The 22,507-nt window shown below is 62.4% G+C and carries 19 protein-coding genes; 16 read left to right on the top strand and 3 right to left on the bottom strand.

Annotation, left to right across the window (positions count from 1 at the left end; genetic code table 11):
* The first annotated feature begins 15 nt into the window (after positions 1-15).
* Together EK373_RS05395 and EK373_RS05390 are read left to right on the top strand one after the other, a co-directional pair.
* Positions 16-1,740 (top strand): autotransporter assembly complex protein TamA, encoded by a 1,725-nt coding sequence (locus EK373_RS05395; RefSeq protein ID WP_198683085.1) that lies wholly within the window; start codon positions 16-18, stop codon positions 1,738-1,740.
* Complete coding sequence (locus EK373_RS05390) at positions 1,740-5,510, top strand: translocation/assembly module TamB domain-containing protein (protein ID WP_129641695.1); 3,771 nt, start codon at positions 1,740-1,742, stop codon at positions 5,508-5,510. The genes EK373_RS05395 and EK373_RS05390 overlap by 1 nt, the downstream gene beginning before the upstream one ends.
* A gap of 99 nt (positions 5,511-5,609) precedes the next feature.
* Here the strand turns inward: EK373_RS05390 and EK373_RS05385 are convergent, their stop codons facing one another.
* Together EK373_RS05385 and EK373_RS05380 are read right to left on the bottom strand one after the other, a co-directional pair.
* Positions 5,610-6,476 (bottom strand): alpha/beta fold hydrolase, encoded by an 867-nt coding sequence (locus EK373_RS05385; protein WP_129641694.1) that lies wholly within the window; start codon positions 6,474-6,476, stop codon positions 5,610-5,612.
* A gap of 3 nt (positions 6,477-6,479) precedes the next feature.
* A complete protein-coding gene (locus EK373_RS05380; RefSeq protein WP_129641693.1) occupies positions 6,480-7,169 on the bottom strand; it encodes an NUDIX hydrolase in 690 nt (229 codons plus the stop codon).
* A gap of 50 nt (positions 7,170-7,219) precedes the next feature.
* Here EK373_RS05380 and rarD point away from each other — a divergent pair, with 50 nt between their 5' ends.
* The 14 genes from rarD (at position 7,220) to EK373_RS05310 (ending at position 21,456) form a co-directional block, all read left to right on the top strand.
* Positions 7,220-8,143, top strand: coding sequence for an EamA family transporter RarD (rarD, locus tag EK373_RS05375; protein WP_129641692.1), 924 nt, complete (start codon positions 7,220-7,222; stop codon positions 8,141-8,143).
* Positions 8,144-8,251: 108 nt separating this feature from the next.
* Positions 8,252-8,707: an arginine repressor gene (locus tag EK373_RS05370; protein WP_129641691.1), complete on the top strand. Its 456-nt coding sequence runs from the start codon at positions 8,252-8,254 to the stop codon at positions 8,705-8,707.
* Between the two features lie 63 nt (positions 8,708-8,770).
* Positions 8,771-9,991: an argininosuccinate synthase gene (argG, locus tag EK373_RS05365; RefSeq protein ID WP_129641690.1), complete on the top strand. Its 1,221-nt coding sequence runs from the start codon at positions 8,771-8,773 to the stop codon at positions 9,989-9,991.
* Positions 9,992-10,033: 42 nt separating this feature from the next.
* Positions 10,034-11,116: a hypothetical protein gene (locus tag EK373_RS05360; RefSeq protein WP_129641689.1), complete on the top strand. Its 1,083-nt coding sequence runs from the start codon at positions 10,034-10,036 to the stop codon at positions 11,114-11,116.
* Entirely contained in the window at positions 11,113-12,177 is a 1,065-nt protein-coding gene (gene argC, locus EK373_RS05355; protein WP_129641688.1) for an N-acetyl-gamma-glutamyl-phosphate reductase, read from the top strand. The genes EK373_RS05360 and argC overlap by 4 nt, the downstream gene beginning before the upstream one ends.
* A 23-nt stretch (positions 12,178-12,200) precedes the next feature.
* Positions 12,201-13,367: an aspartate aminotransferase family protein gene (locus EK373_RS05350; protein WP_129641687.1), complete on the top strand. Its 1,167-nt coding sequence runs from the start codon at positions 12,201-12,203 to the stop codon at positions 13,365-13,367.
* Between the two features lie 38 nt (positions 13,368-13,405).
* Entirely contained in the window at positions 13,406-14,404 is a 999-nt protein-coding gene (locus EK373_RS05345; protein ID WP_129641686.1) for an N-acetylornithine carbamoyltransferase, read from the top strand.
* 57 nt (positions 14,405-14,461) lie between these two features.
* A complete protein-coding gene (gene argB, locus EK373_RS05340; RefSeq protein WP_129641685.1) occupies positions 14,462-15,382 on the top strand; it encodes an acetylglutamate kinase in 921 nt (306 codons plus the stop codon).
* Entirely contained in the window at positions 15,379-16,566 is a 1,188-nt protein-coding gene (gene argH, locus EK373_RS05335; RefSeq protein WP_129641684.1) for an argininosuccinate lyase, read from the top strand. The genes argB and argH overlap by 4 nt, the downstream gene beginning before the upstream one ends.
* Before the next feature lie 25 nt (positions 16,567-16,591).
* Positions 16,592-17,020 (top strand): hotdog fold thioesterase, encoded by a 429-nt coding sequence (locus tag EK373_RS05330; protein ID WP_129641683.1) that lies wholly within the window; start codon positions 16,592-16,594, stop codon positions 17,018-17,020.
* 43 nt (positions 17,021-17,063) lie between these two features.
* The gene (gene lptM, locus EK373_RS05325; RefSeq protein WP_232831020.1) at positions 17,064-17,363 is read left to right on the top strand and encodes an LPS translocon maturation chaperone LptM; all 300 of its coding nucleotides are present in this window, start codon (positions 17,064-17,066) and stop codon (positions 17,361-17,363) included.
* The gene (polA, locus tag EK373_RS05320) at positions 17,363-20,104 is read left to right on the top strand and encodes a DNA polymerase I (protein WP_129641681.1); all 2,742 of its coding nucleotides are present in this window, start codon (positions 17,363-17,365) and stop codon (positions 20,102-20,104) included. The genes lptM and polA overlap by 1 nt, the downstream gene beginning before the upstream one ends.
* 147 nt (positions 20,105-20,251) lie before the next feature.
* Positions 20,252-20,776 (top strand): outer membrane beta-barrel protein, encoded by a 525-nt coding sequence (locus EK373_RS05315; RefSeq protein WP_129641680.1) that lies wholly within the window; start codon positions 20,252-20,254, stop codon positions 20,774-20,776.
* 35 nt (positions 20,777-20,811) lie between these two features.
* Positions 20,812-21,456, top strand: coding sequence for an outer membrane beta-barrel protein (locus EK373_RS05310; RefSeq protein ID WP_129641679.1), 645 nt, complete (start codon positions 20,812-20,814; stop codon positions 21,454-21,456).
* Between the two features lie 409 nt (positions 21,457-21,865).
* Here EK373_RS05310 and yihA read toward each other — a convergent pair whose 3' ends face one another.
* Positions 21,866-22,480, bottom strand: a complete 615-nt coding sequence (gene yihA, locus EK373_RS05305) for a ribosome biogenesis GTP-binding protein YihA/YsxC (RefSeq protein WP_129641678.1) — start codon at positions 22,478-22,480, stop codon at positions 21,866-21,868.
* Positions 22,481-22,507 lie beyond the last annotated feature (27 nt).

Raw genomic sequence — 22,507 nt, 5'->3', positions numbered from 1 at the left:
GCGAGGATGCGTGCGATGGCGACGGGAGTGCTGGCGACAGCATTGCTGTTGCCATTGCAGGCGGACGCCAAGATCGAGATCACGATCCCCGAGGTCAGCGAAGCGATCCAGACGAACGTTCGCGCCTTCCTCAGTCTCACGCGCTACGCAGAGCGCGAGGATGTGACCGCGGAAGTCATGAGCCGCTTGCAACGGCGCATCGTCAGCGAAACGCGCCAGGCTCTCGAACCTCTCGGCTTCTACGACCCCACCGTCACCTACGATGTGAAGCAGGAAGGCGCTGGCTGGCAGGTGACCATCCACATCGAGCCCGGCCGCCCGGTGCGCCTGTCGGAAGTGAACATCAACGTCACCGGCCCCGGCGCCGAAGAGCGCGCGATTCGCGAGCTGCTCGATGAGCAAGAGATCAAGCCCGGCCTGCGCTTGAATCATGGCACTTACGAGCGCGTCAAAGGCAACCTGGTGCGCATCGCCAAGAACGAAGGCTATCTCGATGCCAAGCTCACCCGGCACGACCTGGTGATCGATCGCTTCGAGCGGCGCGCCACCGTCGACCTCGAAGCCGATACCGGCGAACGTTATCTGTTCGGCGACATCGACATCGCGCAGGACGTGATCACCGACGAAGCGATGCGTCGGCTGTTGCGCATGCAGCCCGGCGATCCCTACACGCTCGATACACTGCTGAGAACGCAGTACACGCTCGACGATACCCAATACTTCTCGGTCGTCGACATCGAGAGCGGCGATCCGGATCCCGTGACGCGCACCGTTCCGATCACGGTGACCGCCGAGCCCAGCAGGAAACATCGCTACGCGGCCAGCATCGGCTACGGCACGGATACCAAGACACGCGGCAAGTTCACGTGGGACAACCGGCGCGTGAACGAGGACGGCCACAAGTTCAAGCTCGAGCTGCTCGGCTCATCCATCGTGAGCGACCTCACCGGTCGCTACGTCGTGCCGGTCATGGACATCGCGCTCGAGAAACTGGAGTTCACCGGTACGCTGCGCGACGAAGAGCTCGGCGACACCCAGTCCAAACGAGCCGAAGTCAGTGCCGGCCTCACACAGGTGATGGGCCGTTGGCAGCGCGTGCTGAAGATCGCGCTGGCGGAAGAAGAGACCATCGAAGCCGATAACACGTCGAGCACGAACTTTTATATCGTGCCCAGCATCGGCTACTCGACACTGCCGAGCTATATCGTCGGTGGACGCAGGCGTCCTTACTCCTTCTCGGCCGAGTTGCGCGGCTCACCTGAAACATTGGGCTCCGACGCCTCGTTCTTGCAACTGCGCCTGAGAGGCGAGCGCGTCTTCGACATGACGGAGCTGTGGCATTTGCACTTGCGCAGCGAGCTTGGCATCAGCCGTATCGCCGCCACCTCCGACCTGCCCGCCTCGCAACGTTTCTTCGCCGGCGGCGAAGGCAGCGTACGCGGCTTCGCGCTCAACGAGCTTTCACCCAAGGATGACCAAGGCCGTACGATCGGCGGACGCAATCTTGTGACCGGCACAGTCGAGGTCGTGCGCGACCTGCCTCGTAACTTCGGGGTTGCGGCCTTCTACGACATCGGCAACGCCTTCGACGATTTCAGCGAGCCGGATCTGCAGTACTCGGCCGGCCTGGGCGCCCGCTACAACATCGCTGTCGCCACCTTCGGCCTCGACGTGGCTCAGGCGTTGTCCGACTCGGGACGCAGCCCGCGCTTCCATCTATACATCGCGACCCAGTTTTGATGCGCACGCGCCTCATCCTGATCATTGTCGCGGTGATCCTGCTGGTGCCGGTGGTCGCGGTGGGCGTGCTGCTGTACTCAGAAGCGGGCCTGCAGATGGTTGCCGGGCAGCTGTGGCGGTTGGAGCGCTTCAACGTAAAGATCGAAGGCGTATCGGGCACGCTGGCCGGCCCGTTGCGCGTCAACCGCTTCGAGCTGAATCATCCACGCGTCCATGTCCTGGTGAACGACATCGTCATCGAGCCCCAGCTGCGGGGCTTGTTGATTCAAACATTGCAGGCCGGATCGGTGACCGCGCGCGAGTCGCTGGTGGAGCTGCGCCAAGCCGACATGCCCCCGAACAAGAAACCGCCGCGTTTCTTGCCGCCGTTCCTGCGCGTTGACGCGCGCAATGTCGAGCTTTCCAACGTTCGCTACGTGCATATGAATGGCACAGCCGTCGATGCGAAGACCATTCGCGGACGCGTGACGATCAACTCCACCCATCTTCGAGCGCGCGACTTCGCCGTCGACGCCGATCTGTTCGATGCCACCGGCAATGTCGAATTGCTGGCCGCGGCTGCGGCGGATCTGCCGATGGGATTGAAAGGCGACACCAGCGGCCAGCTGCACCTGCCGGATGTCGATCTGGATTTGAAGGGCTCGGTCGATGGCACCATCGATGAGCTGAACATCAACGGCGAGTTGCTCAAACCCAGTGCCGTCAGCGTCGCTGCTGTCATGACACGACCGGAGGACAGCTGGAACGTCGCGGGTAAAGTCACGTCGCAGCAATTCTTGCTCGACCCGTGGCTGCCGAATCCGCCGCTGTCGTTGCAGAACATCGCGCTGGACGTGGAGCTCAATCCACAGGGCGTGCGTGCCAAGGGGTTGCTCGGCGTTCCGGAGATCGACGCGAAACAACTGCTGATCGATGCACGCGGCCGATATGCGGACCGCACTCTGTTCCTGACGGATTCCGACATCAAGCTGCAGGATTCGCCGGCGGCGCTGCAGACGACCGGCAAGCTGATCTTCGACGGCTCGGCCCCGACGCTCGACCTGTCCGCACAATGGCAGAACCTGCAATGGCCATTGCGTGGCAAACCGATTGTTACCAGCTCCAACGGCGACGGCACATTGAGCGGACCGCTGCCCTATGACTTCGCGGTCACGACCAGTCTGGCCGGGCCCAATTTTCCTTCGGGCGCCGGCTCGGCCAGAGGCGTGATCTCGAAGGAGCAGGTCACGGTTGCGAGCTACTCGGTAAATGCACTGGGCGGATCGCTGACGGGCAACGGCGAGCTGCAATTCGCTCAGCCGCGTGCGTGGCGCCTCGCGACGCGCACAACCAATGTCAATCCAGCGGGATTGTTCAAGGATTTTCCCGGCACCGTGAACATGACGGCCAACGCCTCGGGCGAAGGCTTCGATAAGAACGCTGCGTTCATCGCCGACGTGAACGAGCTTCGAGGCACGCTGCGAGGCGAGCCGCTGCGAGGTCGCGGTTACATACAAAGAGATCGTCGCGGCGGCTGGACCGTGCGCAACGCGAGTGTGGGCCTTGCCGATGCACGACTGTCATTGGACGGCATCTGGAAGGAAACGATCGAGGCAACCTGGTCGCTGGACGCTCCGTCGCTGGATCGTTTGCTGCCGCAGGCGAAAGGCAGGATCGTTTCGAAAGGCAAGGCCAGCGGTCCGCTCAAGAGCCTGCACATCACCGGCGATCTGACCGCGAATGACATTCGCTATGAGCAGTGGCAGGCGGGGCAGCTCACGATCAACGGCGACATCGACGCCAGCGGCAAGGCGCCGTCGCGGCTGGTCGCTTCCGCCAGCCGGCTCGGCGCCGGTCGTCCCATCGTCGAGAACGTGCAGCTCAGTGGCGAAGGAACAGCGCTCGACCATCGCATCAACATGAATGTCACAGGCGCAGCCGCGACGCCACGCGATACGCCGCCATCCGCCGAGATGCAGATCGCCGGCACCTACGATCAGAAGGTATGGAACGCGACGGTCACGACCACCAAGCTGGTCACGGGCAAGGCCGACGACAAGATTTCGATCGCCGAGCCCGCGAAGATCATGGCGTCGAGCGACCGGGCACAACTCGACAACTTCTGTTTGATTGCGGGCGCAGGTCGCATTTGCGCGAGCGGCAAATGGCAGCGAGCGGGTGCGTGGGAAGGCACGGTGTCCGGGTATGAGATTCCGTTGGCGCTGCTGCTGCCGCCCGCGGGGCACGAAGCGGAGTACGGTGGTCGCATCGAAGGCCGAGTGCACGCGTTCGGCGCGCCGAATCAGCCTTGGCAAGGCGAAGCCGGCATGCGCATCATCGACGCCGCCATCATCTATCGCCCGCCCGGCGCCGAGCCCGAGACCCTGAATCTGGGCACGGGCGGTCTCGCCGCCACCGCGAAGCCGGAGCAAATCGATTTCTCATTCGGTGTGCAAGCGTTCACCGATACCTATCTCTTCGCCAACGCGCATCTGGATCGAAAACAGGGTAACGACCTGATGCACCTGCCGCTGACCGGCGACATGCGCGCACGGGCGGCGGACGCAAACATTCTGCCGCTGCTGTTTTCCGAAGTGGATAACGCGGCTGGGCTGCTGACCGCCAACGCCACCATCGGCGGCACGCTGGCCGAGCCCGAGGTCAACGGCCGCATCGAGCTGGCGAATGGCGAGCTGGATTCGTATCGCGTTAACTTCGCGCTACGCAATCTGAATCTGGTCGCCGATCTTGCCAGTAACGGCCTGGACTTTCGCGGCTCCGGCCGCGCCGGTGAAGGCGAGCTGGCAGCGCAGGGAAGATTCACCTGGAGTGGAGGCAAGTCGCAAGGCAACTTGCATCTACGCGGCAATAACTTGCTCGTGGCCGATTTGCCCGAGTATCGCGTGATCGCCTCTCCCGATCTGCGCTTTCTGATCGATGGCAGCCAGATCAATATCGCTGGCGATGTGCTGATTCCGAGCGCGCGCGTGCAGCCGAATCAGATCTCCGGCGCTGTGCGCGCGTCAGACGATGCTCGTTACGTCAACGAAACCGAATCGGAGCGCGCCGGTCGCACGACCGTGCACAGCGAAATCAAAGTCACGATCGGCGACGACGTGCGCGTCGAGGCGTTCGGTTTGCAAGGCAGGCTCGCCGGCGGCGTCGGCACGACCGTGCGCACGGGCGAAGTCCCCATCGGCCGCGGCGAGCTCAGCGTCGTCGACGGACGTTACGAGGCTTATGGTCAGAAGCTCGAGATCAGTAAAGGCGAGCTGCTGTTCGAAGCCTCACCGCTCGACGATCCGGGATTGGACATCGAAGCCCGCCGCAGGATCGAGACAGTGACCGTCGGCCTGAACGTGCGCGGCACGTTGCAGGCGCCCCGGCTGTCGTTCTTTTCCGATCCGACCATGCCGCAGACTCAGATCGTGACTTATCTGTTGACCGGCAAAGCGCCCGACTCGATGTCGGGCAGCGACACGGCGACCATGACGTCGGCTCGCGATACTTTGACCATGCAAGGCGGCGGCCTGCTCGCTTCGCAGATCGGCCGTCGACTCGGCCTGGAAGAAGTCGGCGTCGAAAGCTCGCTCGGCACCGACGGTAGCGCGAACACGGCTCTGGTGCTCGGCAAGTTCCTCTCGCCCCGACTGTTCATCAGCTACGGCATCTCGCTGACAGAGTCGATCAACACACTGAAGCTGCGCTACACGATCAGCGACAAGTGGGTATTCAAGACCGAGGCCGGCGAGAATCAGAGCGCGGACTTCGAGTACACGATCGAGCAGTGATTGAGAGCTATAAAACTCAACTAGAGGCACCCCAGGCATAGGGATGCGCCCGCCGGCAACCACGGCGGGCGAGCGGCAGCATGCCCGAGTCGCTGTTTATTAGTACAGCAGCGCCCGCAACGTCGCGATCAACGACAGCGGCTGATCCAGCATGACGTGATGGTGCGACTCGGGAATCGCGATCGGCCCGCGGCTATTGGGAATGTGAGCAACGATCTCTGCCGCATGCTCATGCGAAACGACCAGGCTGTGGTCGCCATAGATATACGACACTGGCGTTTCGATGCGCCTCAACATGCCAGCAACATTCCGGTGCACGACTCGACGCGGCCCCGTATCGTCGAACTTCCAGGTATAACCATCGTCGACGCGCTTGATGGAATGCTCGGCGACGTAATTGATGACATATGGCGCTGCCCTGTTGTCGGGCGGGATCAGCCGAAAGCGGGCTCGGGCGGCTTCGTACGTCGGATATATCTTCTTGGCACGCAACTCCGGAAGCTTTTGCTCGCCATCGTGCAGCTGCACGCGCGAATCCACGATGATTGCTCGACCGACCTTGCTCGGATGTTGAGCGCACGCTTGCAGCACTCGTCCCCCGCCGAAGCTGTGGCCAACCACGACCGGCCGATCGAAGCCGGCCGCATCGATCACAGCAACAATGTCGCGTGCATAACTCTCGTCGGTGTATTCATCGCGATTGCCGCTGTCGCCCATGCCCGAGAAATCGAATGCAACGACGCGAAAGCGCTCGATGAAGAAGGGCGCGATGAAACTCCACCAGCGCGCGTGGGCGCGAAAGCCATGCGCAAGCACGAGACCGGGCTTATGCGTCTCGTGCTCGTTCCAGATCAAGTAATGAATCGCCGTGCCGCCGGCATCCACATAGCGGGACTCGCACGGCACGGCAAGCGCCCGCGTGAACCATTCGGGCGGTAGGAAACCCAGGGCCGGAGTGTCGCTCATCGCTCAATCGAACTCGGTGGGCAGCGCGCGATCCAGATGATGCTTGTAGGCGCACTGGATCTGCGCCGCAGTCACGCGGCCGGTCGACAGCTCCGGCAGCTCGGCGACCGGAAAAAACTTCACGTCGGTGGTTTCGTAGCTGGTCCGGAAATCGCCGCCCGTGATTTCGCACACGAAGAACATCTTCCAGACGTGGTACAGAAACTTCGGATGGTTGTGTTTGTTACGGTCGAAGATCGCCGCCAGCTTGACGGCCCGCGCCGTGAACCCCGATTCCTGCTCGATCTCTTTTTCCACGGCATGCGACGGCGTGTCGTTCACGTCCGCCCAGCCGCCGGGCAAAGTCCACTTGCCATCGACGCGCTCTTTCACCATCAATACCTGATCGCCGCGAAACACCGCGCCGCGCACGTCGATCTTCGGCGTCGAATAGCCGTCTTCGACCATCCAGGTGGCGCGCACCTTGTCCGGCGTCATTTCCGACTCGAGCGCTAGCAGCTCGCCGGCGATCTGCGCCATCTCGCGATAACGCTCTCTGTCGTATTCTTCCTGTGAGAAGTGCAGGCCGGTTTGTGACAGCGCCAGCAAGCGGCGAGAGAGGTCGAGCACGGACATAGCTAACAGAGAATTCAGTAAAGAGATTCGAAGCTTCTCGCGCCGGCGCGGCGCGTGCAACTTCAGAAAGCCCGACATGCCACTGCGTACTGCACTATGATTGCCGCCCAGCAGACTGTCCCCCGTCCATGAACGATTCCTCTCACGTGGCCGACGCCACGTCCGCGGCTCAACGCATCGATGGCCGCGGCCTCTCCGCCGCCATCTCCGCCTTCCTGATCTGGGGGCTGATGCCGCTGTATATGAAGCTGTTGCAGGCCATCCCGGTTCTGCAAATCACCGCGCACCGCATGTTATGGGGTTGCCTGGTCGGTTTCGGCTGGCTGGCGGCGCGCGGCGACACTCAACAGATGTGGAGCGCGCTGTCGAATCCGCAAGTTCGCTTGAGGCTGTGCGCGTCGGCGACCTTCATCGCCATCAATTGGTCGATTTTCATGTGGGGCATCGCTACGGCCCACGTCGTGGAAATCAGTCTCGGTTATTTCATCGGTCCGCTGCTCAACGTGGCGCTCGGCGTCGTATGTTTTCGCGAGCGGCTCAATCGTATGCAATGGCTGTCCGTGGCGATCGCCGCGGCCGGTGTGTTGTATCTCACCTGGGCTGCCGGTCGGCCGCCGTATGTGTCGATCGCGCTGGCGCTGAGCTTCGGCCTGTATGGACTGGTGCGGAAGACTGCCAACGTCGAAGCGCTGCCCGGTTTCACGGGCGAAACGCTGTTGTTGCTGCCGTTCGCGGCGGGCTATGTGCTGTGGTGTGAGTTCTCGGGCAGTGGCGCGATGAGCCAGAACTCGTTCGAGACCACTCTTCTCTTATTAGTGGGTGGACCGCTGACCGCCGTTCCGCTGGTCCTGTTCGCCGTGGGTGCGCGGCGCATTCCCTTGTTCACCGTCGGACTACTGCAATACATCGCACCCAGCCTGCAGCTGGCCTGCGCGGTCCTGGTATTTGGGGAATCGTTCAGCGGCCCGCGCGTGGTCGGTTTCTCGATGATCTGGACTGCGCTCGCCGTTTTCGCCCTCGATGGAGTACTGGCCTCGCGCCGTCGGACCTGACGCAAAATCCATCATTGACGACCTCTGCATAATTATGCATGATGCGCGCCTTTTTATGCACAGGCGCGTCTGGGCGCCTGTGCCGCAACCGAGGCTGCTCTCACCGACATGGCTGCTGAGATTCACCAATCCGTCGCGCGCCGAGCCGCGATTCTCCGAATCATCGGAGAGTCGACCGTGCGCAATCAGGACGAATTGGTGAAAATCCTTCACAAACAAGGATTTGACGCGACTCAATCGAGCGTCAGCCGCGACCTGCGCGAGCTCCGCGTCGCCAAGGCCGGCGACCGCTACATCCTGCCCGCCCAAGACGCCGCCGCGGCCGACAACCCATTCGCCGCCGTCTCGCGGTTCGTGCTCGAGATCAAGACCGCCGGCACGTCGCTGACGGTCCTCAAGACCACGACCGGCACGGCGCAAAGCGTGGCCGTCGCCATCGACAGCTCCGACTGGTCCGAAGTGGTCGGCACCATCTCGGGCGACGACACCATTTTCATCGCGACCGACGAGCCCAAAGATCAGAAGAAGCTGCGCGAACGCCTGCGCGGCATCTTCGGCATCTGAGCGGCCGCTGCCTCGCACGCACTCTCAAACCGACCAGCTATTTGTATCGATACGGAAACGAGCATGAGCACACTTCCTCCTGGCAACGAACCGATTCTGCTGGCCTTCTCCGGCGGCCTCGACACGTCATTCCTGGTGCCGTGGCTGTCGGAAAACTACCAGCGCCCGATCATCACCGTGACGGTCGATACCGGCGGCATCGATGCCGAAGCGGCGAAAGTGCTGGATCAGCGTGCGCGCGCGCTGGGTGCGAAGGATCACATCCTGGTCGAGGCGAAGAAGGATTACTTCGAGCAGGTGATCAAGTACCTGATCATGGGCAACGTGAAGCGCGGCCAGATGTATCCGCTGTGCGTCGGCGCCGAGCGCGTCATGCAGGCGCAGACCATCGCTGAATACGCGAAGAAGCTGGGCACGAAAGTGATCGCGCACGGCTGCACCGCCGCCGGCAACGATCAAGTACGCTTCGAAGTCGCGCTGCGCACGCTCGCGCCCGAGCTGACGATTCTCGCGCCGGTGCGCGATCAGGCGTTCAAGCGTCCCGATCAATTGAAGTATCTGCAGGATCGGAATCTCACCATCCCGCCGTACGGCGCTGCCTATTCGGTCAATCGCGGCCTGTGGGGCGTGACGATCGGTGGTAAAGAGACGCTTACGTCGGACGGCAGCATTCCCGATCATGCGTGGGTGCTGTCGAAGGATGCGTACTCGAATCCGCAGGCACCGGAAGTGCACACCATCGGCTTCGATAAGGGCATTCCCGCGAGCCTGGACGGCGTGAAGCTCGATCCGGTGAGCGTGATCGAACGGGTCGAAGCGATCGGCGCGAAGTTCGGCGTCGGTCGGGGCATTCACCTGGGCGACACCATCATTGGCACGAAGGGCCGCGTTGCGTTCGAAGCACCCGCCGCTGAAGTGCTGATCACTGCGCATCGCGAGCTGGAAAAGCTGGTGATGACCGGCCGTCAACAGCGCGTGAAAGAAATGTTGTCCGGCCCGTACGGCGATCTGGTGCACGAAGGCCAGCATCTGGATCCTGTGTGCCGCGACATGGAAGCGCTGTTCGTGAATTCGCAGGCGCGCGTGACCGGTGAAGTGAAGGTGCAGTACCGCCCGGGCAACGCATTCGTCGCCGGCGTGAATTCGCCCTACTCCATCATGGCCGCCTCCAAGGGCGTCTATGGCGAAGCCGCCGGTGAGTGGACAGCAGCCGATGCCCTGGGCTTCTCGAAGATGGTCGGCCTGCCCGGCATGTTCTGGACCCGTGCTGGGCAGAACAAGTGAGTTGTTTTCTTTAACTTCTGAACAGGTGAATCGAACACAGCCATGAAGACAGTAGTCGTCGACAAGATCGCATCCATCACTCAGGCGCTGAACCTGAAGCATGAGTTGCGTGTCGCCACGGACAACATTCCTTGCGAGGAAGGCGTGGTGCTGGTTGTCGAGATCCTCAACAACAAGTCGAACTACAACACCCTGGAGCTGACCAGCGGCCGCATGGCCAAGGTCGCCAAGGGCGACGTCATCGTCGGTGCGCTCGGCCATCGTCAGGCGCTGTTCGGCTACTCGGGTCATTTGCCGACCGCGGTGAAGGAAGGCGACATCATCCAGGTGCTGAACATCGGCGGCGTGCTCGGCGTGGTCGAATCGGTGAACCCGGAGAAGGGCACGCCGTTCGACGCCAGGGTCATCGGCGTGGTGTTGCAGTTCCCGTATCTGGGCGAGCGCATCGGCGTGCCGGCGCGGGTCGGCTATAAACGTCTCGACTACAACGTCGCTGTGAACACGCGGAATGTGCCGGTCGTGGCGCTTGCGGGCACGTGTATGGAAGCAGGCAAGACGGCCGCGGCGTGCGCCATCGTTGCCCGCATGCGGCATCGTGGCTTGAACGTGCACGCGTTCAAGGCCACCGGTGTTTCTCTGCGTCGTGACATTCTGGCGATGGAAGATGCCGGCGCTCGCAAGAGCATGATCTTCACCGATCTGGGCGTCGTCACGACCACTGCGAAGGTGGGCCCAGCGATCACGCGCGCGCTGCTGACGGAAATGTCACAAGGCGAGCCGGATGTGATCGTGTTCGAGCTGGGCGACGGCATCCTCGGCGCGTACGGCGTCGAAGCGATCCTGTCCTCGCCGGATATTCGTAGTGCGCTCACGTCGGTGGTGTTGTCGGCGAACGATCCAGTTGCTGCGTGGGGCGGCGTGAAGCTGCTGCGCGAACAGTTCGGCATCGAGCCGTCGGTCGTCACCGGTCCGGCAACGGACAACGCGGTCGGCGTGAACATCATCAAGGACAAGTTCGGCGTGCCGGCCTTCAACGCCATCACCGATGGCGCGGCGCTGGGCGACTGCGTGATCGATTCGTTGAAGCTGGTTCCGAAGACCAAGGCGGAAGTGACCGAAGAATGAGCGACGCAAAGATTCCTGTCATCGTCCTGGGCGGCACCGGCTACGTGTCGGGCGAGCTGCTGCGCCTGATCGCCGGTCATCCGCGCCTGGAGCTGAAAGCCATTCTTTCGGACAGCCAGCCCGGCGAACCGGTGGCCAAGTTCTTTGCGCACCTGGCGCCGATCTATCCCGAGCTGAAGTTCTCCAGCCTGGACGAGGTGAAACAGCTGGTCGGCACGCTGCCGAAGTCGGCCATCATTTCGGCCGCGCCTCATGGCGTGGCGGCGAAGCTCATCGACGACGTCCTCGCGGCTGCCGAAGCGAAAGGCACGAAGCCGCGCGTCATCGATATTTCGGCCGACTATCGCTACAGCACGGCCAGCGCCTATGAGGCGGTGTACAAGCATGCTCACGGAGCGCCGAATCGCATCGCCCAGTTCAGCTGCGCGGTGCCAGAGCACCTGGACAAGATCACGACACCGCATGTGGCGCATCCGGGCTGCTTCGCGACGGCAGTGTTGCTGTCGAGCGTGCCGTTGCTGTCGCTAGGCCTGGTCGAGCCGCGTTTGTTTGCTGCCGGTATCACGGGCAGCACCGGCTCGGGCCGCACGCCGAGCGCGGGCACGCACCATCCGCAGCGGCACAGCGACCTGTACGCGTACAATCCGCTGTCGCACCGGCATACGCCGGAGATCGCAGCGCTGGCGCAAGTGGCGTCGCAAGTGCCGGCGGAGTTCAACTTCGTTCCGCACTCCGGCCCGTTCGCGCGTGGCATTCACGTAACGGTGCAGGCGAAGGCGCTGAAGCCGATCAAAACGCCCGAGCTGCTCGAGGCGTTGAAAGGCTTCTATGCCGGCAAGCCTTTCGTTCGTGTCGTCGGCGAGATGCCTCATGTAAAAGATGTGGCTGCCAGCAACTACGCGTTCCTGAGCGCGGCTGCCAATGGGGAATCCGTCGCCGTGATGTGCGCCATCGATAACCTGGTGAAGGGCGCAGCCGGCGGCGCGATGCAATGGTTGAATCGCGTGTTCGACCTGGACGAAACCACCGGCCTGACGACGCCGGCGGCCGGTTGGACCTGATTGCTTAGAAGAGTGCAAACAACTTGAGCGCAACTACGACTTCGAACGCCCCCGCCGATCATCTGGCGCCCGTCTACGCACAATTTCCGTTGCAGATCACGGACGCGCGCGGCGTGTTCTTGCACAAGCCCGATGGCGGCAAAGTACTGGACCTCTATGGCGGTCACGCCGTGGCGGCACTCGGCTACGGTCATCCGCGCTGGGTCGAGGCATTGACCGAACAGGCGAAGTCACTTTGTTTTCAGAGCAACGCCGTGGCGCTCGATGTGCGCCGTCGCGCGGCGACCCGGCTCGCGAAGTTCTGCGGGCTCGGGCTGGACACTGTGTTCTTCGTGAACTCGGGCGCGGAAGCGAACGAGAACGCGCTGAAGCTCGCCTGCAAAATGACCGGCGGCACGCAGGTGATCGCGGTCGAAGGCAGCTTCCATGGCCGCACCGCTGCTGCCGGCGCTGTGACCTGGGGCGCGGACAAGAAGTGGTACGGCTTCCCGAACACGCCGTTCGAAGTGAAGTTCATCAAGCCGACGACCACCGCGGCCGAGCTGAGCACGCTGATCAACGATCAAACGGCCGCCGTCATCGTCGAGCCCGTGCAAGGCGTCGCCGGCGCAGTCGATATGCCCAAGGAATTCCTGCAGGCGCTGCGCTTCCGCTGCAGCGAGAACGGTTCCGTGCTGATCTTCGACGAAGTCCAGTGCGGCTTCGGACGCACGGGCCATCCGTTCGCGGCCAACATGTATGAAGTGACGCCCGACATCATCACGACGGCGAAGGCGCTCGGCGGCGGCTTCCCGGTGTCGGCGATGCTGGTGGCGGATCATGTCGCGCCGTATTTGAAGATGGACTCGCTGGGCACGACGTTCGGCGGCGGTCCGATGGCCTGCGCCATCGTCGAAACGGTCGTCGACATCATCGAATCCGAAGGCTTGCTGAAGAACGTCCAGCAGCGCTCGGCGGAAATTCGCGAGACCTGCAAGGTCGGTCCGGTCATCGGCTCGCAGGGCGCCGGCTTGTTGCTGGGCCTGCGCACGTCGCGTCCCGCGAAGGACGTGCAGGCAGAGCTGTTGAAGCTGGACATCCTGACCGGCACCAGCGCCGATCCGAATATCCTGCGAATCCTGGCCCCCTTCGTCTTGGAAAGTGAGCACGTCGAGCTGCTGCGCAAGGCACTCGCTCAACTGCCGAAATAACTGGAGCGCATGAGTCGCAAACTCATCGAGCAATAACCATGAATCGTTTTCTCGACCTGGGCGATTTTCCGCGCGAGCAAGTGAAGGACCTGCTGGGTCTCGCCGCTCGCCTGCAGCAAACACCGCAGCCGCAAGCGCTGGTCGGCAAGGTGCTCGGCCTGCTGTTCCTGAATCCGTCGCTGCGTACGCTGGCTTCATTCCAGAGCGCGATGATGCGTCTGGGCGGCACCGCCGTAGTCATCACGCCGGGCCAAGGCACGTGGCAGATGGAAACGCGCTCGGGCGCGATCATGAATGGCGCCGCCGCCGAGCACGTGCGCGAAGCGGTGCCGGTGCTCGCTTCGTACTGCGACGCTATCGGCATTCGCATGTTTGCCGAAGGCCGCAACCTCGCCGCCGATCTGGCCGAGACGGGCTTCCGCATGATGGCCGACCTTTGTGACAAGCCGCTCGTGAACATGGAGTCGGCGATGGGGCATCCCTGCCAGGCGCTGGCCGACTGGCACACGATGGACGAGTTGCGCGTGCCCGAGCGAGGCAAGTTCGTGCTGAGCTGGGCGAATCATCCTCGCGCGCTGCCGCTGGCCGTGCCGTCATCGACGGTTCACATGGCCGCGATGCGCGGCATGGACGTCGTGGTGTTGCGCCCGGAAGGTTTCGCGTTGCCTGAGCCCATCATGGAGAAAGCACGACAGGCGGCGAAGGCGTCGGGCGGTTCCGTACGTGAAACGGATAATCGCGCCGAAGCGCTCGATGGCGCGCACGTGATCTACGCGAAAGAATGGGGCTCGCCGCAGCACTACGGCGACGACGAGGCCGACAAGCGCCTGCGCGAGTACTTGAGCGACTGGTGCGTGAAGGAAAGCTGGTTCCGGGCGGCGGATCCCGGCTGCCATTTCATGCATTGCCTGCCAGTTCGGCGTAATGTCGCGGTGGCCGACGAAGTCCTGGACGGTCCGCGCAGCGTGGTCATCCGGGAAGCGTTCAACCGCATGGTCGTGCAGATGGCAGTCCTTTACCGGCTGCTCCGAGGCTGATCGGTTCTTCGACCGGTCATCGTTCATTGTCATTCGTTACTTCTAAGGAATATTGCCGTGGTGCTTCGCTCTGATCCCTCCGTTGCCGTTCGCGCTCTGCGCAGCGCCGCACCGTACATTCGCATGTACAAGGGCAAGGTGTTCGTCATCAAGGCCAGCGGCGGTGTGTTCGGCGACATCGAGTCCACCCGCACGCTGATCGAACAAGTCGCGATCCTGCACCAGGTCGGCATTCGCGTCGTGCTCGTGCACGGCGGCGGCCCGCAGCTGTCGCAGATCCAGGAATCCCTGGGCATCACGCCGCGCATGGTCGCGGGCCGTCGCGTCACCGACGAGAAGTCCATGGAAGTCACGAGCATGGTGCTCAACGGCCTGGTCAACACCCAGATTCTCGGCATCTGTCGTGAGTTGGATATCGCGGCGGTCGGCGTCAGTGGCGTCGATGCGGGTCTGGTCCGCGCTCACAAGCGTCCGCCGGTGCAGGTCGAAGGTCAGACTGTCGATTACGGCTTGGTCGGCGACATCGACCTGATCGACGCGAAGGTGCTGCAGCAGTTGCTCGACGACGGCCTGATGCCGGTTGTGAGCCCGGTGTCCGCCGATGACAAAGGCACGCTGTTGAACATCAATGCCGATACGGTCGCCGCCGGCATTGGCGCCGCGCTGAAAGCGGAGAAGCTGATGCTCGTGACCGGCGCGCCTGGCATTCTCGAGTCGCTGGAAGATCCGCGCTCCATCATTTCGTACACCGATCTGGCGGGCCTGAAGAAGCTCAAGGACCAGGGCAGCCTGAAAGACGGCATGCTGCCGAAGGCCAAGGCCATCGAAGAGGCGATTCGCGGCGGCGTGCGTCGCGTGCACATCACTTCATACAAGACCCCTGACAGCATCCTCGCCGAAGTCTTCACGAACGAAGGCACCGGCACGCTGGTCGTCGAGAACGTCAGCGCGCTGAGCCCGGCAGAACAGCACGCATGAGCCGTCTGTGGGACAAGGGCGCGCCGCTCGACGAACGTGTATTGCGATACACGGCCGGCGAGGATCACGCACTCGACAATCGCCTGGTTGAATACGACGTGCGCGCTTCCATCGCGCACGCCGAGATGCTCAATGCCCAGGGTTTCCTGCCTTCGGCGGACCTGGAAGCGATCCGTCGCGGCCTGACCGAAATCGCCGCTGAGCACGCAGCCGGCAAGTGGCAAGTGCTGCTCGAGCAGGAAGACGGCCAGACCGCGCTGGAAAGCTTGCTGACCGAGCGCATTGGCGAGGCTGGCAAGCGCGTCCATCTGGGCCGCTCGCGTAACGATCAGGTGCTCACAGCGCTGCGTCTTTATCTGCGCGACGCCGTCGAAGAATTGCAACAACGTGTCGAAGGCGCGGCCCAAGCGCTCGATGAGTTGGCGGCACGCGAGGGTGACGTTCCCTTGCCTGGCTACACTCACATGCAGCAGGCGATGCCCAGCTCGGTGAAGTTGTGGGCCGGCGGCTTCGCTGCCGAGTTGCGCGACGACGCCGAGGGCTTGCAACAGGTGCAGCGTCGTTTGCAGAAGAGTCCGCTCGGCTCCGCAGCGGGCTACGGCTCGCCGAACCTGTCGATCGATCGGGAAGCAACGGCAAAGAAGCTGGCATTCGCGTCAGTTCAACAACCGGTCACGTCTGTGCAGCTATCGCGTGGCAAGGCTGAAGCGCAGCTGTTGTTCGAGATCTCGTTGGTCATGCAGGACGTCGCCCGTCTCGCATCCGACCTGATGCTGTTCTACACGCAGGAGTTCTCGTTCGTCGCGCTGCCGGATGCATTCACGACCGGCTCATCGATCATGCCGCAAAAGCGCAATCCAGACGTGTTCGAGCTGATCCGCGGCCGCAGCGCCAGCGCGCAGGCCTGTTTGCTCGAAGTGATGGGCATCGTCGCCAAGCTGCCGTCGGGATATCAGCGCGATCTGCAGTTGATCAAAGTGCCTTTGTTCCGCGGCATCGATCTGTGCCTGGACACGCTGGGGATTCTGCCCTCGGCGCTGGCCGGCGTGACTTTCCGCAAGGATCGCATCCGGCTCGATCCCTCGATCCATGCGGCCGCCGAAGCCAATGAACTGGTGGTCAAGGAAGGAATCTCTTTCCGCGAAGCTTATAGACGCATCGGGGACAAGCTGCGTAAAAAGTAGCCGTCGACCTCGGAGTCCAGCAGCCATGTCCATCTGGTTCAAACCGTACAAGCTTGCCGATCTCACCACTCACATCGGCATGGCGAAACATCTGGGCATCGAGTTCACCGAGCTCGGCCCCGACTTTCTCCGCGGCCGCATGCCGGTGGAGGATCGCACTCATCAGCCGCACGGCATCCTGCACGGCGGTGCATCGGTTGCTCTGGCCGAAACGCTCGGCAGCTACGCGGCCATGCTGACGACCGATCCGGACAAATATCTGTGTCTCGGCCAGGAGATCAACGCCAACCACATTCGCGGCGTCGCCAGCGGCTTCGTGATCGGCACCGCGCGCCCGATTCATCTCGGTCGCCGTAGTCACGTCTGGGAAATTCGCATCGTCGACGAACGCGACAAGCTGGTGTGCATTTCCCGTCTCACGATGGCGGTCATCGAGATCGAGGCCAAGAACTGACCGGGACCGGAGCGTCCTTTATACTGCGCCGATGAAATCATCCGTGCGCAGAATCGGGCTGGCCGTGCTGCTGTTCAGCCTGGCGGGTTGTGGGCTGAAAGGTCCGCTGTATTTACCTGACGACAAGCAGCAGGAAGTGCCGGCGCAGACGCCGAAGCCGATCTTCGAAGGCAGCAAAGTTCGTACGCTGCCGCCGGCGCCCCAGGCGCAAAAGAAAGAACGCGAGCGCACGCGCGATCAATCGCCGCCAGATCCGTCGACACCCGCTCAGTCTCAGCCGACGCCGGTCTCTCCGCCCGATCCCGATCGTCCCGCCACCCCGCCGCCGAAGGCGGGTCAGTAATGGCAGCTCAACGCAAGCTCGTCCTGGTGGACGGCTCAGGTTACTTGTATCGCGCATTCCATGCGTTGCCGCCGCTGACCAACTCGCGTGGCGAGCCGACCGGCGCGGTGCTGGGCGTGCTCAACATGTTGCAGAAACTGCGCAAGGAAGAGTCGCCGGATCTGATCGCCGTGGTGTTCGACGCGCCCGGCAAAACGTTCCGCGATGAGCTGTTCGAAGAGTACAAGGCCACGCGCACGCCCATGCCCGATGAGCTGCGCTCGCAGTTGCAACCTTTGCTCGACAGCGTTCGCGCCATGGGCCTGCCGTTACTGCGCATCGAAGGTGTCGAAGCCGACGACGTGATCGGCACCTTGGCGTGCGAGGCGGCCGCGCAGGACTACGACGTGATCATCTCCACCGGCGACAAGGACATGGCGCAGCTGGTGAACGAGCGCATCACACTGGTCAACACGATGACCGGCTCGCGCTTGAATCGCGACGGCGTGAAAACCAAGTTCGATGTCTATCCCGAGCAGATCATCGACTACCTGGCATTGGTCGGCGATACGTCGGACAACATTCCGGGCATTCCCAAAGTGGGCCCGAAGACCGCAGCGAAATGGCTCGGCGAATACGGCACGCTCGACAAGTTGGTGGAAAACGCCGCCGCCATCACCGGCAAGGTGGGCGAGAACCTGCGCAACGGCATGAAAGAGCTGGAGCTCTCGCGCAAGCTCGCGACCATCGACCTCAAAGTGAAATTGGAGCAGCCGTTTGAGACATTGAAGGTCGGCGAGCCCGATAAAGATCGCTTGCGAGAGTTGTTCACGCGAATGGAGTTTCGCGCGCTGCTGAAGCAGCTCGTCGGCGACGAAGGTCCCGGTGCATCGGCGTCGGCCGCTGCAGCTTCTGGAGAACCGCCGGCCGAAGGCGCCCCGCCTCCTCCTGTTCCGCGCAACTATGAAACCGTGGTGACGGCCGCAGCGCTGGAAACATGGGTCGCGCAGCTCAAATCGGCGAGTGTGATATCGCTGAATGTGGCGACGACATCCGGCGGCTACATGCAGGCCGACATTGTCGGTATCGCCTTCAGTGTCGAGCCCGGCACCGTCGCTTACGTACCCATCGGCCACAATTATCCCGGCGCGCCCGAACAGCTGTCGCGCGATGTTGTATTGAAAGCGCTGCAGCCCGTGCTCGAAGCCGAGCAGCCGCTCAAAGTCGGCTACGACCTGAAATACAAAGGTCACGTGCTGAAGCGCGCCGGCATCGAGCTGCGCGGCGCCCAGTTCGACATCATGCTCGAGTCGTATGTGCTGAACAGCACCGCGGCGAAACACGAGTTGGGGCCGATCTCACGTCGCTACCTGGGCATCGATCCCATTGCTTACGAGAGCGTCGCGGGAAAAGGCGCGAAGCAGATCGAGTTCAACCAGGTCGCGCTCGATACGGCCATGAATTACGCCAGCGAGGAAGCCGACCTCGCTCTGCAACTGCACCGTCTGCTCTGGCCTCGGCTCGAAGCTTTGGCGCCGCTCAAGGAGCTGTACGAAAACATCGAACAGCCGTTGGTGCCCGTGCTACTGAAGATGGAACAGGCGGGCGTGTTGCTCAACGGCGATCTGCTTCGCAAACAAAGCAGCGAGCTGGCCACGCGCATGCGGGAGATCGAGGCACAGGCGTACGCAGCGGCGGGCCAACAGTTCTCGCTGGAATCGCCCAAGCAATTGCAGGAGGTCTTGTTCGGCAAGCTGGGGCTGCCAGTCATTCGGAAGACACCGACGGGCCAGCCGTCGACCGCCGAAGACGTGCTCGAAGAACTGGCGGGAAGTTATGAGCTGCCCAAGCTCATCATGGAATACCGCGCGTTCGCGAAGTTGAAGTCCACATACACCGACAAGCTGCCGCTGGAAATCAACCGCTCCACGCAGCGCGTACATACGTGTTATCAGCAAGCGATCGCTGCGACTGGCCGGCTGTCATCGGCCGAGCCGAATTTGCAGAACATTCCGATCCGCACACCGGAAGGCCGTCGTATCCGGCAGGCTTTCGTGGCGCCGCAGGGTTGGTGCATCGTCGCGGCCGATTATTCGCAGATCGAGCTGCGCATCATGGCGCATCTGTCCGGCGACGAAGGTTTGCTGAAAGCCTTCAGCGAAGATCGTGACATCCATCTGGCAACCGCTGCCGAAGTGTTCGGCATGACTCTCGACACCGTGACTGCGGATCAGCGCCGCACGGCGAAGATGATCAATTTCGGCTTGATTTACGGCATGTCGGCGTTCGGCCTGGCGTCGCGCCTTGGTATCGAGCGCAGCACGGCGGCGCGTTACGTGGAGACCTACTTCCAGCGCTATCCAGGCGTCCGGCGTTACATGGATGAAACGAGGCAGCTCGCGCACGAGCGGGGTTTCGTCGAGACGGTGTTCGGCCGTCGTTTGTATCTAAACGATATCAACGCACGCAACGCGGCTCTGCGTCAGGCCGCCGAGCGCGCCGCAATCAACGCACCGATGCAAGGCACGGCGGCAGATGTGATCAAGCGCGCCATGATCGATGTGGCTCGTTGGCTAGCGCAATCGAAGCTCGAGGCGCGCCTGCTGCTGCAGGTGCATGACGAACTTGTCTTCGAAGTGCGACGCGAGCTCGCGGAAGATCTGATCGCACATGTACGGGAGCTGATGAGCGGGGCCGCGGAGCTGCGTGTACCGCTCAAAGTGGATGCCGGCATCGGCGAAAACTGGGACGAAGCGCACTGATCGATCACAGTGCGCCGCCGCGCTCGAGCGCCGTCACCCACATTTCATTTCCGATTCAGGTTGATCATGCATCCTGATGCAACCTGATGCCCTGTCCGACTATTTTCATAGTCAGTCATCATTAGTCACATCAAAGGACTTTCATCCATGCGTAAAGCAATTCTGGCCACCGCGTTGTTGCTGGCGAGCACGGCCACCATGGCCGCCGACAACGGCATCTATCTCGGCGCCAGCCTCGGCCAGGCGAACACCGAGCTGGATCGGGACGCCACCGGCCTGGATCTCGACGGCGACGACACCGGCTTCAAGATCATCGCGGGTATCCGGCCGCTCGACTGGTTCGGCATCGAAGCGAGCTATGTAAATTTCGGCGAAGTGAAACAGGGCCCGCTGGCCGTGGAGAGCGATGGCATCAGCGGCTTTGGCGTGTTTTTCCTACCTGTCGGTCCGGTCGACGTGTTTGCTAAAGGCGGCGTGATCAGCTTCGACACCGACGTCAAAATTCAGAACTTCGGCAACTTCCGCGATGACGGCACGGACTTCGCGTACGGCCTCGGCGCGCAATTCCGTTTTCTCAGCCTGAGCGTGCGCGCTGAGTATGAAATGTTCGATATCGACAACGTCGATGACGCCAACATGCTCTCCATCGGCGTTACGTATACGTTCCTTTGAGCATCCGCTCGTACGAATTACATCGGAGCAACATCATGCGTTTGCCCATCCGCTGGCTTGCACTGCCAATTGCGCTCTGCGCAGCGAGCCCCGCCGCCTTTGCGCGCGACCCCGCGCTGTTAGGTCCGTATCTAGGCGCCTCCATCGGCGACTCGACCGTCCAGTTCAAGGACGACGAGACGCGCCAGGAATTCGATGCCGACGACACCGGGTTCAAGATCAACGCCGGCTATCGCATCATCGATTGGGTCGCGGTGGAGTTGAACTACACCGACTTCGGCCAGCCGGTGGATCGCATCTTCGGCGTCGATATGGAAGCGCAATACACGGCGGTCTCGGTCAGCGCGCTGGGCATGCTGCCCCTGGGCAGTAACTTCGACCTGTTCGGTCGCCTCGGCCTGGCCCGCCTGGATGCTGATTTCAGCGCCCGGGGCTTTGCCGGCTCGGACAGCGACAAGAGCACCGAACCGCTGTTCGGCATCGGCGCACAGTTCCGCGCCAGCAACCTCGCGATCCGGATCGAATATGAAGGCATTCTGCTGGACGCCAACAATCGCGATGACGACGACTGGTGGGACGACTGGAACGACGATGACGACTGGGATGACCACAATGACAGCGACTGGGTGAGCATGCTGTCGCTGGGGTTCACCTATAAGTTCGGTGGCGCGCCGCGCTGAGCGCCGCTACGAATTGGTCAGGCCAATTTGTGGCGTATGTGCCACAAAAGCCACGGAAGCGGCTCCGCCCAACGGTGCCGCGTGTGGTTCGCGAGACGCAACTTAATTGCGGTTAACCACCTGAAACGATAAAGATTTTTTCACACGGATCGGGTGAAAAAGATCCGGAACTTTCGCTTGCGGCGGGCGTCATAACTCCCGAGCGTCGGCCAGGACGCTCCCGTTCGCTGACCTCCCTGAGTGAACGGTAACCCGGTCCATCCCCATGCCGGGTAATACTGCCCCGGTGGCTCCAGAAGTCGCCGGGGTTCTTTTTTTATTGGAGACCGACTCGGGCATCCTGCCACTCGCGGTCTCGCACGGGTTGCACTAGTGCGCCTTCGTTCGAGGCGCGGCGAAGACCTTTTGATTATTCAGCTGTATCCGAAGCACGGTGAGGGGTCGCGGCCAGCATCGTCAGGACCTCTTTGCGGGCTTCATCGACGCCTGTCTTGGCGACCGCGGAGAACAGCTGGGCAGTAACCCCATCCCCCACTTCGGCCCGCACCTTCTTGAGAGTCGCCATTGATTCGCCGCGACCGAGCTTGTCGGCCTTCGTCAGTAGTAAATGCACTGGCAAGTTCTGCGCGCCGGTCCATTCGAGCATCTGCCAGTCGAAATCCGTCAGCGGATGCCTCGAGTCCATCACGATGATCACACCCGCCAGCGAGGCTCGGGTCTCGACATAGCGCCCCATGAGCTGCCGCCAGTGATCCCGCATTTTCTCCGGCACCTTCGCGTATCCGTAACCCGGCAGGTCGGCCAGCCGCTGCTGCTCGTTCAGGGCGAAGAAATTGATCAGCTGCGTGCGCCCGGGTGTCTTGCTGGTCCGCGCCAGGTCCTTGCGGCCGGTGATGGCATTCAAGGCGCTGGACTTACCGGCGTTGGAACGGCCGGCAAATGCCACCTCCGCGCCCTGGTCGGCGGGAAATTGGCGCGGCTGCCAGGAGCTGGTCAGGAACTCGACGGGTGGGAATTGCGGCATGTTGGACTGTATGTTGCGTGAGGCTGA

The sequence above is a fragment of the Peristeroidobacter agariperforans genome (assembly GCF_004138335.1).
Classification (GTDB): Bacteria; Pseudomonadota; Gammaproteobacteria; order Steroidobacterales; family Steroidobacteraceae; genus Steroidobacter; species Steroidobacter agariperforans.
The sequence above is the reverse complement of the archived record's forward strand: the minus strand, read 5'-3'. Positions and strand labels throughout refer to the sequence as shown.

Bases quoted from the DNA above. Each gene is read 5' to 3' on its own strand.
- EK373_RS05395 (WP_198683085.1), top strand. From the start codon at position 16: ATGGCGACGGGAGTGCTGGCGACAGCATTGCTGTTGCCATTGCAGGCG.
- EK373_RS05390 (WP_129641695.1), top strand. From the start codon at position 1,740: ATGCGCACGCGCCTCATCCTGATCATTGTCGCGGTGATCCTGCTGGTG.
- EK373_RS05385 (WP_129641694.1), bottom strand. From the start codon at position 6,476: ATGAGCGACACTCCGGCCCTGGGTTTCCTACCGCCCGAATGGTTCACG.
- EK373_RS05380 (WP_129641693.1), bottom strand. From the start codon at position 7,169: ATGTCGGGCTTTCTGAAGTTGCACGCGCCGCGCCGGCGCGAGAAGCTT.
- rarD (WP_129641692.1), top strand. From the start codon at position 7,220: ATGAACGATTCCTCTCACGTGGCCGACGCCACGTCCGCGGCTCAACGC.
- EK373_RS05370 (WP_129641691.1), top strand. From the start codon at position 8,252: ATGGCTGCTGAGATTCACCAATCCGTCGCGCGCCGAGCCGCGATTCTC.
- argG (WP_129641690.1), top strand. From the start codon at position 8,771: ATGAGCACACTTCCTCCTGGCAACGAACCGATTCTGCTGGCCTTCTCC.
- EK373_RS05360 (WP_129641689.1), top strand. From the start codon at position 10,034: ATGAAGACAGTAGTCGTCGACAAGATCGCATCCATCACTCAGGCGCTG.
- argC (WP_129641688.1), top strand. From the start codon at position 11,113: ATGAGCGACGCAAAGATTCCTGTCATCGTCCTGGGCGGCACCGGCTAC.
- EK373_RS05345 (WP_129641686.1), top strand. From the start codon at position 13,406: ATGAATCGTTTTCTCGACCTGGGCGATTTTCCGCGCGAGCAAGTGAAG.
- argH (WP_129641684.1), top strand. From the start codon at position 15,379: ATGAGCCGTCTGTGGGACAAGGGCGCGCCGCTCGACGAACGTGTATTG.
- EK373_RS05330 (WP_129641683.1), top strand. From the start codon at position 16,592: ATGTCCATCTGGTTCAAACCGTACAAGCTTGCCGATCTCACCACTCAC.
- polA (WP_129641681.1), top strand. From the start codon at position 17,363: ATGGCAGCTCAACGCAAGCTCGTCCTGGTGGACGGCTCAGGTTACTTG.
- EK373_RS05315 (WP_129641680.1), top strand. From the start codon at position 20,252: ATGCGTAAAGCAATTCTGGCCACCGCGTTGTTGCTGGCGAGCACGGCC.
- EK373_RS05310 (WP_129641679.1), top strand. From the start codon at position 20,812: ATGCGTTTGCCCATCCGCTGGCTTGCACTGCCAATTGCGCTCTGCGCA.
- yihA (WP_129641678.1), bottom strand. From the start codon at position 22,480: ATGCCGCAATTCCCACCCGTCGAGTTCCTGACCAGCTCCTGGCAGCCG.